Consider the following 18,090-nt stretch of genomic DNA (forward strand, 5'->3'; position numbering starts at 1 on the left):
AAAATATTCGAAAAACTCATGATAGTGATAAATGCTGGTACAGCCCATGGTAAAAGGAAAATGATCCCAAAGATCCGAAGAAACTTGATGAACTTTTGATGTGCCACTACTGCTGTGAAAATCCCTAATGTGATTTGGAGCGTTGTTGCACAAAGTGTCCAGATCACTGTCCAAGAGAATACAGATAGGAATGTGTTTCGATAAGAGCTTAAGAAAAAGATACTAAAGAAATTTTTTGCTCCCACCCAGTCAATCAGACTAGCCGGAGGGATATGCTTGAAATCATAATTTGTGAATGCGGTGAACAATGTCACTAATACGGGAAAAATAATGGTAAAAATCATTAAGAGATATGCTGGAAGCGTAAGTAAATAAGGAAACCCCTCATCCCCTACATTATGTATGACTTCCTTCATCGTACGATTTACTTTTTTATTTTCCTTACGCAAAGTAGCGACTCTTTTTGCGTCTAGTAGATTCAATCCATAAAAAATGAAAAAGATGATCGTAATGATCAATTGGAGCGTTCCTTGAATCAAAATGAATAAAGAATGGTCTTCCATCGGTACGCTACCTAATGTGATCAATCCTATCAATGATTGAAACCCGCCTAAAATCATTTGGATGATGAATGCTAGAAAAATAACGATAAAGACAATTCCTTTAAATCTTTGTCCATTGGCAAATTGCCCCATGCCTGGGATAAGTGATAGTAAGGTCACTTTTTTTACATTGACTTCATTTTTGTCTTGTTGCATCTTGATGCCCCCTTATACTGCTGATCTATACAAAACTTGCTGCTTAATGATCCAACTCGTCAAACGGCTATCTCTGTCTTTTGACAATAAATCAAAAACTCTCAAAATAAGAAAAACTATTTCGAGAGTTTTCTTTTTTCTCACTTCAATCAAAACGCTTCTTTTACAACTTCTACACTTTCTGATAAAAGCTTTGCTTGGAACATCTATTTTTAATGGAAAACTCTATTACTTTCTAGTGCGTGATTTTAATATTTTTGTTCAATTGCTTCTTTGATTGTCTTAACTGCATCCGTTGCAGATTCTTTTGGTGTCTTCGTTCCAGAAGCAGCATCGAACATCAAGTTTTCAGCGCCAGTCCAAACTTCTGCCATCTCAGGGATGTTTGGCATTGCTTGCGCATTTTCATACTGGTCAATAACCGCAGTAGTCAACTCGTCATTTTTTGATTTTGCTGTTTCACGTGCAGTTTGGTTTGCAGGGATCTCATTGACCATTTCAAAGAATTTTTCTTGGTTCTTTGTGTTTGTCACATAATCCAACCATTTTTGAGAAAGTTCTTTGTTCTTAGAATAATTACTTGCAACCCAGCCTTTTCCACCACCAAATGGTTGATATGCTTCACCGTTGTCCAATGTTGGGATTTTTGCTACGCCATAGTTCATTTTATTGTCTTTATACGTTTGTGCTTGCCAAGGTCCGTCAATGATTGCCGCTGATTTGTTATCCATGAATTGTTGGCTAACGAAGTCCCCAGCACTCTTGATATCTTGCATTCCTTTAGGCCATACATTTTGGAACCAGTTTGTTGCATACGTGATCCCTTCAATCGAACCAGCATTATCTAGACCAATATCAGAAGGATCTGTTCCGTTATCACCGAACACATAACCGCCGTAACCAGCTAATAAGCCATAAGAATAATAGAAGTCTGTCCATTTCGCTAAGAAACCGGTATTTTTACCTGATTCAGATTCAAAAGCAAAACGATCATCTTTTGCTAATGCTTCTAAGTCTTTGAATGTTGTTGGTGCTGTTTCCACTAGATCTTTATTGTAATAAAGTACCAATGTTTCAATAACTGCAGGTTCTCCGTAAATTTTGCCATCGTAAGTGACCTGAGCTTTATCTGTTTCGTCATAATCCGCTTCGTTCCCTAGTTTTACCTCTGCTAGGTGTCCTTGTTGACCTAACGCACCGATTCTGTCATAAGCCGCCATCATTACGTCTGGTCCTTTTCCTGCAGGTCCATCAAGCGAAAGTGCTTCCAATTGTTCGAACATGTCTTTTTCGACTAATTTGATTTTTACATCATTTTCTTTTTCAAAATCACCCTTGATTTCATTGATGTAATCTTTGTACCCAGAATCGACCGATACTGTTAATGTTTTTTCGTCGCTTTCGCTGCTGCTTGTTGAAGAACTTCCGTTACCACAAGCTGCTAAACCACCTAGAATACCAAGTGACACTAAACCTAACCCCAATTTTTTCACATAGTTTTTCTTCACTTTCTTTTCCTCCGCTTCTTTGGATTCGTTGCTATATAAAAAGTATACTGTTATAAAACCACCTTTTGCAAACGCTTTCTGCATGTTACCGGTAACAACTTATTCACACATAATCAAAAATCCATATTGTTGGATCTCTGCTTTGCCATCATTCAGCAGTTCGCTGTTTTGACTGAACATGACTTCGCTTTGTTGCTCAATGAGATACGCTTCTTGTCCCTGATTGAAGATGGCATGGATTTTTTGTCCATTTAATTCTCGTGAAAAATGGATGACATTTCGACTGTCATCGACCAACTCCCAACAGGTTGTTCCATTGATCAAAATCTCAGATAGTCGTTTACGAAATAAATCAATTCTTTAGTAAATCCATATAATTCCAAATCCTGTTGTTCTTCTTCCCAGACCATACATTTACGACAATCTGGATCTTCACCGCCAGTCAAGCCGATTTCTGTGCCATAATAAATACACGGTGCCCCTTTTTGTAAAAACATGAATGTCAAAACTGACTTCATCAGCTCTTTATTTTCCTGACATAATGTCAAGATTCGAGCAGTATCATGGGAATCTAATAGATTGAACGTTCCCTCATTGACCTGGTCTTGATACAGCATTTGCTGATGATTCATTCCACTTACCATTTGCTGCGCACTGATCTTTTGCTTCACAAAATAATCTTTTATAGAATCCGTATAGGCATAGTTCATCACTGCATGGAATTCATCCCCTTGTAACCAAGCTTGTGAAGAATGCCAGATTTCACCTAAAATATAAATATCTGGTTTGATTGCAGTTACCGTTTCATGGAATTTTTTCCAAAAATGATGATCGACTTCATTCGCTACATCTAGGCGCCAACCATCGATATCGAATTCTTTCACCCAGTAAGCCGCTATTTCCAATAGATATGCTTGCACTTCTTTATTTGCTGTATTCAACTTCGGCATGAAAGGCGTAAACGCAAACGTGTCATAAGCTAAATTCGCCGCAGTTTCGGGGATTTCCGTCATTTGGTACGTATCTACAGGGAAAGAATGGATATGGAACCAATCTTTATATTCAGAGTGTTCCCCGTTTTTTACGACATCTTGCCATTGTGGCGAATCACTACCGATATGATTGAACACCGCATCAAGCATGATTTTCATCCCTTTTCGATGCGCTTTTTCAATCAATTCTTTCAATTGTTCTTCCGTCCCGAATGCGGTATCAACTGCGAAATAGTCGATCGTATCATATTTATGGTTCGACATTGCTTTGAAGATCGGACAAAAGTAAATCCCATTGATTCCTAGATCCGTCAGATAATCTAGATGATCGATCACCCCTTGAAGATCCCCGCCAAAGAAATCATCGCGGTCAGGCGCTTTACTGCCCCAAGGCAACGTACCTTCAGGATCATTACTAGTATCGCCATTTGCGAAACGTTCTGGGAAAATTTGATACCAAACGGTTTCTTTCGCCCATTGTGGAACTTTGAAGCGATCGATCTCATGGAAATAAGGAATGCGAAAATAATAATTTGCCTCTGCTAAAGTAGCTGGCTCGTAAGGGAAAATACCTTGATCTCCATAAAAACACTCCATTCCATCGATTCCAACGATGTGGAAGCCATACTGTAAGCGTCTCGTATCACTCGTTTGTTCGATCTCCCAATAGTCATGTATGAGTGTACTTAATCCTTTTTTCATCGGAACTTCCTGTAAATACCATTTCTTAGACGTAATGGTATAAGGATCGCCACTGATAACATAAACTTTTTTAACATCGTCCTTACTAGTACGCAGACGAATTCGAAACGTATCTTTTTCGTACAAAAAAGCATATTCACTTTCTGGACGGTGATAAATTGCTGCCGTATTCATATATTTCCTCCTTTTTTTAAGATTACGTTCTCACTATAAAAGACCAAAAAGAAAAAGACAACGCTTTCAAAAATGTTATCGGTAACAGAATTTATTTGAGGAAAAGAAAAAAACAGTTCCAAAAAGTGAAAAATCACCTCTCACTTAATGGAACTGCTTCGTAAATTTCTATGAAATCGAACTTCTTTTCAGTCAATGTGCCATAACTCATTTGAAATGGAGGTATCAAAGGTAAATGTAACTCGAAAAGTTTTGCTTTTTCAATTCTCATTTCTTCTCTTCACCATCCATTCACTCACTACCAATTCAAACGAATTAGGCTGTTCGGTATGGATACAGTGACCGCCCCCTTGAACAACAACCAATTCAAAACGGTCTTTCTTTGTAACAACTTATCACCCGATTTCTCTAAATTTCCAATTATATTCTCCGATAAAAAACAGTATTGGTATCTATAGGGAAGTGAGTAACAGCCAATCATTTTTCTGTTTTCCCGTCCCTATGTACTACAGACTCATACCAAATTCGAAGCGCTTTTGTTTCCTCCTTCTTTCTCTATCTTTTTTGTTACTGATAATTCATTTTCTAGCAAAACCTGCATTTGCGGAAAAGATGGAGTACCCTTCTCAAATAAATGATCAAATATCCGTACCCAATATTACACGTGATTCAAAAGTTTTTTAAAAGACTTATCTTTCGTTTCCACTGTTCGGACAACGATCAACTCTTATTTCACTTGTTTGATCCATTCAATATCCAACCATCAAATCCGCCTAAAGAACCTCTTTATTCTGATTGTTTTGATCGAAAGGCGAACCACTGAAAAGCTCTGGTTGTTCTCTTCTTTAACTTGCAAAACAAAAAATCTTTTAAAAAACTCTTTTTTCGGACTACTTATTTTGTATGATGTTCCTTAACTTTAGCTCGTCTGTTTTTCCCTAGCCTGATTAATCCAAATTGTCGATTTGATGTTTATCAAAAAAGTGTGTTCCTTTTATTTCTTTAAAGAAACTTCCTCCACTTTTTTTCCATTATTTGTCCTTTAACATTTCTTAGAAACTCCTCTTGACCTAAAGAGAAATAAGATAGTAATAGCAAAAAGTTAGGCATATCCAACTTAAATGTTAATCTCTTGTTAACTTTTAGAGATTATTAGGTTATACTAATAACATAACAATAAAATTAAAATAGAATGAGGAAGTGAATGGATGAATAATATAAAAAAAATCACTTGGACTTACATAAAAATAGTCTTTGCGTTAACGATCTTAGGGGTAAGTATCAATATGTTCTTAGGCCCCCATCATATTGCAGCAGGCGGCGTAAGCGGGCTTGGTATCCTCTTAGAATCTGCATTAGGATTTGACCGTGCAATGGTCATCTTGGTACTGAATATCATTATGCTAGTATTGGCTCTTCTTTTCTTAGGCAAACAACCTTTCTTTAAAGTTCTCTTTGGAAGTCTTGTCTTCCCGCTGATCATTGCCATCATTCCTGAAACAATGATTACTCCTGATCGTTTGCTCTCGGTCATCTTCGGTAGTGCCATCTTTGCACTCGGTGTAGCAATTTTATACAAAAATAACTCATCAAGCGGCGGTACAACGATCCCTCCACTGATCTTCAAAAAATATTTCCATTTAAATACCTCAATTGGCCTACTATTTACTGATGCTGTTGTCGTTTCGCTGAATTTATTCGTCTTTGGATTTGAAGAATTCTTATATGCGATCCTCTCTATCGTCATCACGTCAATCGTCATGTCTTATATCGAAACAGGAACGAATCGAAAAAAATCGATCATGGTCATGAGCGAAGATTCGCTAGAAGAAATCAGACGCCGTTTGAGTGCGGAGATTGGGCGGGGATTGACTCTCTTGGAAGCTAAAGGCGGGTATAATCGAAAGTCGAAAGAAGTGTTACTGATTGTTGTCACTGATCATGAATTTTCACGAATCAAACCATTGATTGAAGAAATCGATCCAACTGCATTCGTTATCGTCAATAGTGTAGCTGAGGTAATGGGTAGTGGTTTTACGTACCATCCAATCGAGTGACCCTGATCCATAAGAGCATGAGACAAAAGTATGAAACACTTTTGTCTCATGCTTTAAAAACGAATAAACGGCTGGAGCAGAAGCAACCCCTTCTTAAATAAGCCGGAATCCACAAAAATTTAAAAAGCAATTTTCGTTCATTTCTTCTTATTTCTCGGAGTTAAACACTTCTGCCCCAACCTCTTTTTTAAGGTTACGTGTTTATTTTGAAGTTATCCCAAAAATCTTTTTTCATTCTTTTTCTCCTGATCGTTTGCTGAACGATCCACACGAAACAGCATAGCCCCAGATTCCTGAAACAGACGTTTCTATTTTGGCAATCTGGGTCTTTCTTTAGCCATTCTTGTCCTTCTCCAAGCTATTATGTTTCTCTCAATGACCTTTTTAACGAGTACTGAAATCTTTTAGTTTGCTCTTTTCCGTTTAGTTGTATAAAATTAAATTGTACACAACTAAATTTAAAGGAGTGTTTCTTATGAAAAAAATGTATTCTACAAAAATGATCAATACAGGTGGACGTTCTGGAGAAGTGCATAGCCCTGACCATTCATTCGAATTAAATATTGCTGCCCCTGGACGTCGTGTCGAAAATGCGACAAATCCGGAACAATTGTTTGCTGCCGGTTTCAGTGCTTGTTTCAATAGTGCGTTGGAATTGATCAAAAACCAAAAAAACATTGCTGGAGCTTCTACTATCAGTGCACAAGTGTCATTGTATGCTGAAAACGAAATGAGCTTTGTTTTAGGTGTCGAAATTGAAGGACATGTTGATGGTCTATCATTAGAAGAAACACAAGAATTATTGGAAGCAGCTCACAAGGTTTGTCCTTATTCAAAAGCAACAGCAGGAAATATCGAAGTAACCTTGATAGCCGTTGAAGGCTAGACTTTTTTTTGAAAATCAGCTATGCTAACAAAGGACTCTAATGAATGGGGTGAATAAAAATGGAAGACTTATATTTAGAAAATCAGTTGTGCTTCCCTTTGTATGCAGCCTCAAAAGAAATCACCAAATATTATACGCCACTATTGAAACCATTAGGACTAACCTATACACAATATTTAGTAATGCTTGTCTTGTGGGAAAAACATCAAGTGACGATGAAAGATTTGGGTAAAATCCTTTGTTTAGATTCTGGTACGTTGACACCAGTGATAAAAAAGCTAGCAGAAAAAGAATATCTTACACGGGCAAGAGACACTTTAGATGAACGGATCGTTCGCATCAGTTTAACGGATAATGGTAGGATTCTAGCAAAAAAAGCAGAATCGATTCCATCAGAGATTTTTGCTCATCTTCCTTTAGAACCTGATGAATTAGTCCTTTTGCAAAAACTAACAACTAAAATGGTGAATAATTTTCGTCATACTACTTGATTTGAAGTTTACTGCTGACTTTTTGTATAAATTGTCAGCAGTTTTTCTTTCTTATTCTTGGAATCCACACTATAATCAGTTACATAAGCTATTATTTCATTACACTTGGAGGTTGTTGTGTTGTCTGTTTATCAGCGTTTCTTGGCGAATGAAAAAGTTCGTCGTTTAACTGTTTTATTATCGATCATCGTTGTTCTCTTTCTTGTAAGGAGCATGATCACCACTATTTTACTTACCTTTATTTTTACCTATCTGATGATCCATTTAGTTCAAGTCATTCAACGGTTTGTAAAGGTTCCGACTGGCGCATTGACGATCATCATTTATGCCTTAGTCGTTTATCTGATCTATCTTGCATTTACAAAGTATATCCCTGTGCTGATCCATCAGACATTCGACATGATACAATCAGTGATCAATTTCTACGAACATCAGCCAAAAGATGCTGATCCTGTTCTCTTGTATATCCATAATTACATTGAACGAAACGATTTTTTTGAGCAACTACAAAATGGTGCATCGATCGCATTAGGCTATTTACAAGATATCGGTAAGTTAGCCGTTGCTTTTGCCATGTCATTCATTTTAAGTTTCTTCTTTATGATTGAGAAGAAAAAAACAGTTGTGTTCTCACGATTGTTTTTAAAGAGTGAATTTGCTTGGTTTTTCCAGGATATCTATTATTTTGCCTATAAATTCGTCAATACATTTGGCTTGGTTTTAGAAGCACAATTCATTATTGCCTTACTAAATACATTATTGACGACCGTTGCCTTAGCCGCTTTTGGTTTCAACCAATTATTAAGCTTAGCCATCATGGTTTTCTTTTTAAGTCTGATCCCAGTTGCAGGTGTGATCGTTTCATGTGTCCCTCTTTCGTTCATTGCTTATTCTCAGGGAGGAATCAAAGATGTCGTCTATATTCTTTTAACGATCTTAGTCGTCCACTTGATTGAGTCGTATGTCTTGAACCCAAAATTGATGTCAAGCAAAACAGAATTACCGATTTTCTACACCTTTATCGTTCTATTAGTTAGTGAACGATTCTTCGGCGTCTGGGGTTTGATCGTCGGAATTCCGATCTTCACTTTCTTCCTTGATGTCTTAAAGGTGAAGGAAATTCCTCAACACGTCACAAAGGAAACCAATCCCTGACCTAGCGCTTATTCGTATTTAGAGTGAGGTCGAAACAAAAGCCGTTTAGGTTTGAGAAATTAGAAAAAAACGAACAATACGTTTTTTGTATTGCTCGTTTTTTTTGAAATTTCCGAAAAACTTGACTTTGGGACGCCGTTTATTTGAGAGAGGCTGGGACAGAAGTGTTTAACTCCGAGAAATAAGAAGAAATGAACGAAAATTGCTTTTTCAAATTTTTGTGAATTTCGGCTTATTTCCGAAGGAGTTGCTTCTGCTCCCGCCGTTTATTCGAGTGTTTGTAGCAAAACTGATTTTTAAATTTGTTCCACATCCACTCTTTTTTGATCATCTATTTAGTTATTAGTGGAAAAAAATGAAAAATCGTCCTATGATTAAATTACCATCATCAAAGGAGGCAATGTACAATGTGTACATCGATTACTTATTCAACTAAAGATCATTATTTTGGTCGTAATTTGGATTTGGAGATTTCTTATCATGAAGTGGTAACCATCACTCCTAGAAATTATCCATTTAAATTTCGGAGAGTGACGGATATCCCCACCCATTATGCATTGATTGGTATGGCAACTGTTGTCAACGACTACCCTCTCTATTATGAAGCAACGAATGAAACTGGTTTAAGCATGGCGGGACTAAATTTCCCTGGGAATGCGCATTTCTTTGATGAAATGTCCGAAAAAACCAATATTTCTCCATTTGAGTTTATCCCTTGGATCCTAAGTCAATGCCAAAATGTCTTCGAAGCAAGAGCATTATTAAAGGAAATCAACTTAGTCAACATCGATTTCAGTGAAGACTTGCCCCTTTCGCCTTTACACTGGATGATAGCAGATCAAAAAGAGTCGATCGTGGTCGAGTCTACAGTTGATGGATTGAAAGTATATGATAATCCTATCGGTGTATTGACGAACAATCCTACTTTTGATTACCAACTCTTTAATTTAAACAACTATCGACATGTCTCTACTCATACCCCAGAGAACACTTTTTTTAAAGATCTAGAGTTGACTGTCTACAGTCGCGGCATGGGTAGCATTGGTTTACCAGGCGACTTATCTTCTAGTTCCCGATTTATCAAAGCTGCTTTCACCAAACTAAACTCAGTTTCAGGAGATTCAGAAGCCGAAAGCGTTGGGCAATTTTTCCATATCTTAAAATCGGTGGAACAACAAAAAGGGTTATGCGATGTTGGAAATGGTCAATTTGAATACACTATCTATTCCTCTTGTTGCAATATGGATAAGGAAATCTACTACTATACGACCTACACAAATAGCCAGATCACAGCGATCGATATGCATAAAGTAGAGTTAGACGACTCAAAATTGTTCACCTATCCTTTAATTGAACAAGAACAAATCAACTACCTCAATTAAATGCGAAAAAAAAAAAGCCAATACAAAAGTCATTTAGGTTTGATAAATTAAAAAAAAAAAAACGAACAATACGTTTTTTGTATTACTCGTTTTTTTGAAATTTCCGAAAAACCTAACTTTTGGACGCCGTTTATTTGAGAGAGGCTGGGACAGAAGTGTTTAACTCCGAGAAATAAGCCGAAATTCACGAAAATTGCTTTTCAAATTTTTGTGAATTTCGGCTTATTTCCGAAGGAGTTGCTTCTGCTCCCGCCGTTTACTCGAGAGTCTATAGCAAACCTGATTTTTTAGATTTGTCCCACATTCTTCATAACATGTTCCATCTTTTACAGGCATTGTACATGTAGCCTTTTCTTTCCAAAAGCTTTGATTTTAGTTCTGTAACATTCATGAGTCAAAAGTTTTCTTTTAACATAGGTTCATTCTTATTTTCTTTTTAACTTCAAAATCGCGAATCCTAGAAAGACTAAACCAACAGGGACTAGGAATAAATTGGATTTTTCTGCTGTTTTAGGCAATGTTGATTGACGATCAGATGAAGAAGGATTTTCTTCGTTTTGGTAATTTTCATTACTATTATCATTCGCCTTTTCATTTTTGTCGATTCGAATACGTGGAACTTCTTTTACGTTCGCATGTGTATTTCTATCAAAATCTTGTGTTTTGATAATACCATTATTTATGTTTTTCCCATGACTATTGACCTTTGAATGATTCGTATTCTCAGACACTTCTTTGTTTGTTTTATCAGAAGGATTCCCATTAGTTTCCGTTTGGGGCGGTGTTGTTTCTTGACCATGCCCTTCTGGTGTTGTGACTCCTTGTCTTGGTTCTTCTGGCTCTGTGACTTCTTACCCTGGTTCTTCTGGCTCTGTCACTTCTTGTCCTGGTTCTTCTGGTTCTGTCACTTCTTGATCCGGTTCTTCTGGTTCTGTGACTTCTTGTCCTGGCTCTTCTGGCTCTGTCACTTCTTGATCTGGTTCCTCTGGTTCTGTGACTTCTTGATCCGGTTCTTCTGGTTTAATCGTCGGTTTATTTCCACCGACATTGCCATCTGTCTCTGGGATCTCAATTAGATCTTCGTCCCCTGAATCTATTGACGCTTCTTCAATCGTTTGTCGTTGGCTATATGGTGTCAGATGTTGGTTATCAGAAGGAGTACCATCTGCTACTTTAACTGTAAACAGTGCGGGCTTTGTTAATGATCGATTAAGTGTTACAGTAAAAGAAAAACTTGCTGCTCTTTGATTGATTACAAGTGAACTAGGATCGTACCCAATCGTTAGTGCTGGATCAACCCCTTCAAATAAAACACTTGATTGTAAGATAGGTGCTAAATCTCCTGAATAATCGACCGTTGCGTTTACCGTGATCGTTTCGCCAACGGCCACTTTCATAATACCTGAATTCGTTGGTAAAAAGATATCTTGTAATGTGATACGATTGACATTCGCCCAACCTGGTTCTGTTGAACGTATGGTTATGGGATATTGTGGCGCAGCTTCATTAACTTGTGCTGCGTCAACTGGTACTGCTAGACTAGCTAAAACAACAGAAGCAAATAAAACATTTAAATATTTCATGCTCTTTCTCTCCCATCTTTTTTCTTTATTACTCACAAGGAATAAGATAATACAAATTGTTAGGAGATTTTTACTGTCTTTTTGTTTAAAAACAAGAAATTTTCAGTAAAATTATTCAAGATCATACCAAATGGAGGAACGCGATGCAGACACAAGAAGCAATAAAAAAGTACTTATTGAAGAAAAAAAACGTGACCAAACTTGATATTTTCCTTTTTCTATCGGAACACCGTTTTTTTATTACCACACATTATCTAGCTGATTATTTTGATATGTCTGATTCCAATCTTTTATTGTACATCCAAGAACTTGAACAAGACTTCACTACACTTGAATTCGAAGAGATCGCTATCGTAAAGCAGAAAAATTTTATCAAATTAGCTTGTGAAGAAATCGATATCGCCAAGTGCTACTATGGACTACTAGGAAAATATTGCTCAGAATTTACCAACTACCAAATTCTAACTGCCTTACTAAGCGAGAATGGCAATACGATGACTAGTCTCAGCCAACAAACGAATTACAGTCCTTCCTATCTTTATTCCAATGAATCGGAACAAACAATCGCTTACACTCTCAATGCTTACTTCAAGAAGGATTTGTTGATCGCCTTGAATGGCGGCATGATCGACAAGCTGTACTTACTATTAAAAATATGTCAGGAGAATTTTCCAGCTACTACTTTGAAAAATGTTCAAAAAGAATTTACGGAACACGGCTATATCGATTATTTAGTGGACCCTGTTTTCGATTTGCTTCATCCCAATTTGCCTATTGGTTATGAACAACGTATTCTGATCAATGTTTTAGCACGGTTAGCCATATCTAAAATCGAGAGCGACGAATTGAGCCAGTACCAATATGAACTATTATTGAAAGCCAAAGTTCCCCATATTATGTATTGTAAAAAAATGGTTGAGGCCTTCGCTACTCATTTCAGCTTGAACATACCAAGAGATCAGCAAGCCTTATATACGATGAACTTTGCTCGTAACAAAATCTTTAGTACTTTTTTGAATCACGATCAGCCAAATACACCTCTACCGACTTTTGTGTTGTATCAAGGCAAGAAAAATTTTACTGTCTTGCAAAATGAGATCGAGCGATTCTACCTGCAATTCAGAGAAGAACACCACCATTATTTACCTGAGATTCTCGAACGTGAAAATGTCCAATGGATCGTGGAAGATTTACTGCATCTTTATGATCGCTTTAAAGCACAACCCACTATCGTTATTGGGATCAATTACACAAAAAACTTTTACGTAGGTAAAGATCTATTGGTAAAAATCGAGCAAATTTTTTCTTCAGATTCAATCATCATCCAAAAGTACTATATGGAAGAATGCGATATCATCGTGAGTGATTCCCCCCTTGACCATCTTTCAAAAGATATCAAGAAAATCTATTTGTTAGATGGGATCGTTTCTCCAAATGATTGGAAAAGGGTCGTAACGAAAATCGCTGAATATATCTTTGAATTAAAACAAGAAAATGACTATAGTATTTGTCCGTAAAGTGTTTAGTCAAGATCCAACTTGCTTGATGACTGTATTTTTATCACACCTTTTTTAGCGAAAAAATTTAATATAACAAAAAAACATTGACTTATTCTCTCTTTCTAAATTATATTTATTATAAATAAATAATTATTATCGGAGGTTTTATTATGTCAATGATCGGAAAAAAAGTTGAAGAATTTACAGCACAAGCTTATCGTAATGGAGAATTTATTGAGGTATCAGAAAAGAACCTGATTGGAAATTGGAGTATTCTTTGCTTCTACCCAGCCGATTTTACCTTTGTTTGCCCGACTGAACTTGAGGACCTACAAGAGCAATACCATGAATTAAAATCACTTGGCGTAGATGTTTTTTCTTGTTCAACGGATACCCACTTTACCCACAAAGCTTGGCATGACACATCTGAAGCTATAGGTAAAATCAATTATACGATGATTGGTGATCCTTCTCATCACATCTCTCGAATTTTTGATGTACTAGATGAAGAACAAGGACTTGCCCAAAGAGGAACGTTCATCATTGACCCAGATGGAATCGTACAAGCAATGGAAATCAATGCAGACGGGATTGGACGTGATGCAAGTACACTGATCGATAAAATCAAAGCAGCTCAGTATGTCCGTACGTATCCTGGAGAAGTCTGCCCAGCTAAATGGAAAGAAAGTGGCGAAACATTGAAGCCAAGTTTTGATCTTGTAGGAAAGATATAGAGGGTCGCAAGATGTTAGATAAAGAAACGAAGCAGAATCTCGCCCACTATTTAGAGATGTTGGAATCTCCCGTTATTTTTTCAACAAGTACAGATGACTCTAATGATTCAAGAAAGTTACTTGAGTTCTTAAATGAGATTGCCCAGATGACGGAAAAAGTGACAATCGAAGAGAAAAAGTTGTCTCGCACACCAAGTTTCGAGATCAACCCATTAAATGGAACTAGCGGGATCGCCTTTGCTGGGATTCCTTTAGGTCACGAGTTTTCATCTTTTTTGCTTGCCCTACTACAGGTCAGTGGTCGTCCTCCAAAAATCACGGATTCTTTAACGCAGCAAATCAAGCAAATTCAGCAGGACTTATATTTTGAAACCTATGTCAGCTTGACTTGTCATAATTGTCCAGATGTCGTACAGGCATTAAATATTCTATCTGTTTTGAACCCGACGATCCATCATACGATGATCGAGGGCGGCATGTACCAGAATGAAATCACTGAAAAACAAGTGTTAGCAGTACCTACTGTCTACTTAAATGGGCAAGAATTTGCAAGTGGACGTATGACACTTGAACAAATCATTGAACAGATTACAGGTTCTCAAACAGTTACGCCATCTAGTGAGTCAACGCCTTATGACGTTTTAGTTATCGGTGGTGGTCCAGCAGCGAGCAGTGCAGCCATCTACGCGGCACGAAAAGGCATTCGTACTGGTCTTGTAGCTGATTCTCTTGGTGGCCAAGTGATCGAAACGTTGGGTATTGAAAATATGATCGGGACGCCTTATACAGAGGGTCCGCAATTGATGAAACAAGTTGAAGAACATTTGCGTTCTTATCCGGTGGACATTATGACCAATCAGTTAGTGACCTCACTTCAAAAACAAAACGATTCTTTTGCTGTTTCCTTGAAAAGTGGTCGAAAATTAACAACAAAAACTGCTATTATAGCAACTGGCGCACGTTGGCGATCAATCAACGTACCTGGAGAAAAGGAATTTAAGAACAAAGGTATCGCCTATTGTCCTCACTGTGACGGGCCATTGTTCACTGGGAAGGATGTTGCGGTGATTGGTGGCGGAAATTCCGGGATTGAAGCTGCCATTGATCTGGCAGGACTAGCAAACCATGTTTACGTATTGGAATTTCTTTCTGAACTAAAAGCAGACAAAATCTTGCAAGATAAATTAGCTACACTTTCAAATGTGACCATTTTATTAAATGCAGAAACACAAGAAATCACAGGAACTACTTATGTCGACTCAATCACTTACAAAGACCGAACTACTGGGGAAAATCAAACATTGGATGTTGCTGGTGTCTTTATTTTGATTGGATTGGTTCCAAATACAGAATGGCTTTCAGCCCTTCTTGAGATGAACGAGCGTGGAGAAATCATTGTTGATCTGCATGGAGAAACATCGATTAAAGGATTATTTGCTGCTGGCGACTGTACAAATAGTTCCTATAAGCAAATCATTATTTCAATGGGCTCCGGTGCAACTGCGGCTCTCGGAGCATTTGATTATTTGATGAGGAATTAAGAGCAGCTAATAGAACTAAAAAAAAGAGGTCGAGACAAAAGTCGTTTAGGTTTGAGAAATTGGAGAAAAAGCGAACAATACATTTTTTGTATTGCTCGCTTTTTTTAAAATTTCCAAAAAAACTGACTTTTAGACGCTATTTATTCGAGGATCTGTAGCAAAACTAACTTTTAGATTTACTCCACATTCGATTGCTCCTCTTTTATTCCAATTGCTTATCCACTTCACTTTTAGTCGTTGTCCTACCTATTCTGTCCACACTCCACTTCTTTTGTTTTTGACCTTCTATTAAAACCTCTTTACTACCCTTTCTTCATGTAAATCAATATAATGAAGAAAAAGGAGAAAGGAGAACCTATGACAACTAAACTCTATACTATGCCTTTTTCTACTGTCTATCCTCTCTATATTGCGAAAGTCGAGAAAAAAGGACGTTCAAAAAACGAAGTCGATCAAGTGATCGAATGGCTGACTGGGTATGGACAAGATGCGTTGAGCCAACAAATACAAAATAAAGTCGATTTTCGTACTTTTTTTGCTGAAGCACCCCGTTTGAATCCTAAACGTGATTTGATTACAGGACTCATTTGTGGTATCCGCGTAGAAGAGATCGACGAACCACTTATGCAGAATATCCGTTATTTAGATAAGTTGATCGATGAATTAGCTAAAGGAAAGAAAATGGAAAAAATCCTTAGAAATTAAAGGCTACCATAAGTTATCATTTGGTAAAAACAACTTTTCCAGTTAGAATAGAATCAAAGGAGGTTTGTGTTATGTTTGATATGGTGCGAAAGAATTTCCAACGCTACGCTTTTCTACGAACAGCAATTTACATTATCGCCGGTCTGGCTATTGTGATCAATCCGACTGCGGTCTTTCACTTTATCGGCTATCTGATCACTGCATATTTTGCATTACTTGGGTTGATAAATATTTTAGAAGCGCATAAAAATAAAAAGCAAACAGGTGATTGGGGATTTGGCTTGGTAAGTGGCATCGTCTTTTTGATCATCGCCTTGATCGTTCTAGTTTTTGCCTCTGCTATTGTATCGATCTTACCAATCATTCTTGGACTAGTGATCATTGCAAATGGACTATTTCAATTGTTCTTTGGCCTAAATACTAAGTCAAAAGGTTGGAGCTTATATAGTGTCTTGCTATTGATCGGCGGATTGATCTTATTATTCAATCCCTTCAAAAGCTTGATGTTCCTTTTCCAAATTTTTGGCGCTATTTTGATTTTTATGGGTATATCAGAAATCGTCAGTTTTTTCCGAGTACGTAAAATGTATTCGTAGGTTTCTCAAAGAAAGCAAAAAAGCCTTTTGCACCTTTCGTGTTTAAAGGTTTTTTTGTTGAAATAGAGAATATTTTTTCTCGCTTTTTAAATAATATTTGTTATTAAACAGAAGTTTGATTATTCGATTGAAAGGACTGTTCTATTTTATGGAATTCATCGGTATTCTATGTCTTATTTTGATTTCAACGACTATTGGTTCACATGTATCAAGACGAATCGGTATCCCGGCAGTGATCGGACAGTTATTAGTCGGTGTGTTACTTGGAGAAGCTGGGTTAGGCTGGGTCCATCCTAGTGTATTAGTCCATAATTTTTCTGAAATCGGGGTCATCTTATTGATGTTCTTAGCTGGTCTAGAAAGTGACCTTTCTTTACTGAAAAAATACTTTAAGCCTGGGATGTTCGTCGCTATTTTAGGTATCTTGTTCCCTGTCGTGTTTGGTTGGTTGACAGGAGAAGCGTTCCAAGTTTCCAATAATGAAGCGATTTTCTTCGGAATCATTTTAGCGGCAACTTCAGTGAGTATCTCCGTTGAAGTATTGAAAGAATTGAACGTTGTCAACACGAAAGAAGGCTCGACTATTTTAGGCGCCTCTGTCGTTGATGATATTTTAGTGGTCTTGGTGCTAAGTTTTAGTTTATCCTTTTTGACTGGGGAGTCTTCCAGCAACCTTCCCCTTCCGCTGTTATTAGCTGAACAAGTCATTTATTTCATTTTCATCTTCTTATTGGTGAAATGGATCGCACCTTTTTTGATGTCCTTTGCTGAAAAAATTTACGCGAATTCAGCTATCATCATCGTTTCATTGGTTATTTGTCTAGGCATGTCGTTTGTTGCAGATTTGATTGGCCTAAGTTCTGTCATCGGCGCCTTTTTTGCAGGTATCGCTGTCAGCCAAACGAAAGTCAAACACGAAGTTTATCATAATGTTGAAGCGTTAGGTTACGCTGTATTTATTCCTGTCTTCTTTGTCAGTGTTGGATTAGAAGTTGATTTTTCAAACTTTGGCGAACAACTTCTATTTATTCTTGTATTGACAATCATTGCTATCCTTACAAAACTTTTTGGAGGCTATTTAGGCGCAAAAGTGGCAGGTTTTTCAACAAACAGTTCATTGATGGTCGGCGCTGGAATGATTTCTCGTGGTGAGATGGCATTGATCATTTTACAGATTGGACAGCAAAGCAAGTTGATCGAGCCTCACTATTATTCTCCACTTGTCATCGTTGTTCTGCTAAGTACCTTGATCTCACCTTTAGTGCTTAAACATTTCACGAAAAAAGTGCATGAAGTATAGCAAAGCGCCTTATAGTATATTATGATT

Annotated in this window: 15 protein-coding genes and 2 pseudogenes; 12 read left to right on the forward strand and 5 right to left on the reverse strand. The window is 37.3% G+C overall.

Features of this window, described 5'->3' with window-relative positions:
* The 3 genes and pseudogenes from ED2_RS08555 to ED2_RS08565 all read right to left on the reverse strand — a co-directional run.
* The coding region (locus ED2_RS08555; protein ID WP_164703922.1) for an ABC transporter permease at window positions 1-758 on the reverse strand (758 nt) is incomplete at its 3' end.
* Between the two features lie 248 nt (window positions 759-1,006).
* On the reverse strand, window positions 1,007-2,266 hold the full coding sequence (locus ED2_RS08560; protein ID WP_016176626.1) for an extracellular solute-binding protein: 1,260 nt from the start codon (window positions 2,264-2,266) through the stop codon (window positions 1,007-1,009).
* A gap of 99 nt (window positions 2,267-2,365) precedes the next feature.
* A pseudogene (locus ED2_RS08565) lies at window positions 2,366-4,134 on the reverse strand (glycoside hydrolase family 13 protein).
* A 1,208-nt stretch (window positions 4,135-5,342) separates the two neighbouring features.
* On the opposite strand from ED2_RS08565, the gene ED2_RS08570 reads away from it, so the two are divergent.
* The 6 genes and pseudogenes from ED2_RS08570 to bsh all read left to right on the forward strand — a co-directional run bounded on the left by ED2_RS08570 (window position 5,343) and on the right by bsh (window position 10,105).
* Complete coding sequence (locus tag ED2_RS08570; RefSeq protein WP_005877607.1) at window positions 5,343-6,191, forward strand: YitT family protein; 849 nt, start codon at window positions 5,343-5,345, stop codon at window positions 6,189-6,191.
* A 475-nt stretch (window positions 6,192-6,666) separates the two neighbouring features.
* Window positions 6,667-7,077, forward strand: coding sequence for an organic hydroperoxide resistance protein (locus ED2_RS08575; RefSeq protein WP_005877605.1), 411 nt, complete (start codon window positions 6,667-6,669; stop codon window positions 7,075-7,077).
* 59 nt (window positions 7,078-7,136) lie between these two features.
* Entirely contained in the window at window positions 7,137-7,568 is a 432-nt protein-coding gene (locus tag ED2_RS08580) for a MarR family winged helix-turn-helix transcriptional regulator (protein ID WP_005877603.1), read from the forward strand.
* Window positions 7,569-7,688: 120 nt separating this feature from the next.
* Entirely contained in the window at window positions 7,689-8,723 is a 1,035-nt protein-coding gene (locus ED2_RS08585; RefSeq protein WP_025481333.1) for an AI-2E family transporter, read from the forward strand.
* A gap of 153 nt (window positions 8,724-8,876) precedes the next feature.
* Window positions 8,877-9,000, forward strand: a pseudogene (locus ED2_RS16385) (DUF3788 family protein); the annotation flags it as partial.
* 130 nt (window positions 9,001-9,130) lie between these two features.
* Window positions 9,131-10,105, forward strand: a complete 975-nt coding sequence (gene bsh, locus ED2_RS08590; protein ID WP_016176622.1) for a choloylglycine hydrolase — start codon at window positions 9,131-9,133, stop codon at window positions 10,103-10,105.
* A gap of 425 nt (window positions 10,106-10,530) precedes the next feature.
* Here bsh and ED2_RS08595 read toward each other — a convergent pair whose 3' ends face one another.
* Window positions 10,531-10,836, reverse strand: a complete 306-nt coding sequence (locus ED2_RS08595) for an LPXTG cell wall anchor domain-containing protein (RefSeq protein WP_016176621.1) — start codon at window positions 10,834-10,836, stop codon at window positions 10,531-10,533.
* 120 nt (window positions 10,837-10,956) lie between these two features.
* Window positions 10,957-11,688 carry a prolipoprotein diacylglyceryl transferase gene (locus tag ED2_RS15690; protein WP_016176620.1) on the reverse strand — a complete coding sequence of 244 codons (732 nt, stop codon included), beginning with the start codon at window positions 11,686-11,688 and terminating at the stop codon, window positions 10,957-10,959.
* A 143-nt stretch (window positions 11,689-11,831) separates the two neighbouring features.
* Between ED2_RS15690 and ED2_RS08605 the strand changes: the two genes are divergently transcribed.
* From ED2_RS08605 to ED2_RS08630, 6 genes are all read left to right on the forward strand, one after another.
* Window positions 11,832-13,205 (forward strand): hypothetical protein, encoded by a 1,374-nt coding sequence (locus ED2_RS08605; RefSeq protein WP_016176619.1) that lies wholly within the window; start codon window positions 11,832-11,834, stop codon window positions 13,203-13,205.
* A gap of 152 nt (window positions 13,206-13,357) precedes the next feature.
* Window positions 13,358-13,921 (forward strand): alkyl hydroperoxide reductase subunit C, encoded by a 564-nt coding sequence (gene ahpC / locus ED2_RS08610; protein WP_016176618.1) that lies wholly within the window; start codon window positions 13,358-13,360, stop codon window positions 13,919-13,921.
* Window positions 13,922-13,932: 11 nt separating this feature from the next.
* Window positions 13,933-15,462 (forward strand): alkyl hydroperoxide reductase subunit F, encoded by a 1,530-nt coding sequence (gene ahpF, locus ED2_RS08615; RefSeq protein WP_016176617.1) that lies wholly within the window; start codon window positions 13,933-13,935, stop codon window positions 15,460-15,462.
* A gap of 357 nt (window positions 15,463-15,819) precedes the next feature.
* A complete protein-coding gene (locus tag ED2_RS08620; protein WP_005877591.1) occupies window positions 15,820-16,167 on the forward strand; it encodes a DUF2200 domain-containing protein in 348 nt (115 codons plus the stop codon).
* A 71-nt stretch (window positions 16,168-16,238) separates the two neighbouring features.
* Window positions 16,239-16,763, forward strand: coding sequence for an HdeD family acid-resistance protein (locus tag ED2_RS08625; RefSeq protein ID WP_016176616.1), 525 nt, complete (start codon window positions 16,239-16,241; stop codon window positions 16,761-16,763).
* Window positions 16,764-16,911: 148 nt separating this feature from the next.
* On the forward strand, window positions 16,912-18,063 hold the full coding sequence (locus ED2_RS08630; RefSeq protein WP_005877587.1) for a cation:proton antiporter: 1,152 nt from the start codon (window positions 16,912-16,914) through the stop codon (window positions 18,061-18,063).
* Window positions 18,064-18,090 lie beyond the last annotated feature (27 nt).

Source organism: Enterococcus durans NBRC 100479 = LMG 10746 (genome assembly GCF_001544215.1).
GTDB classification, from domain to species: domain Bacteria; phylum Bacillota; class Bacilli; order Lactobacillales; family Enterococcaceae; genus Enterococcus_B; species Enterococcus_B durans.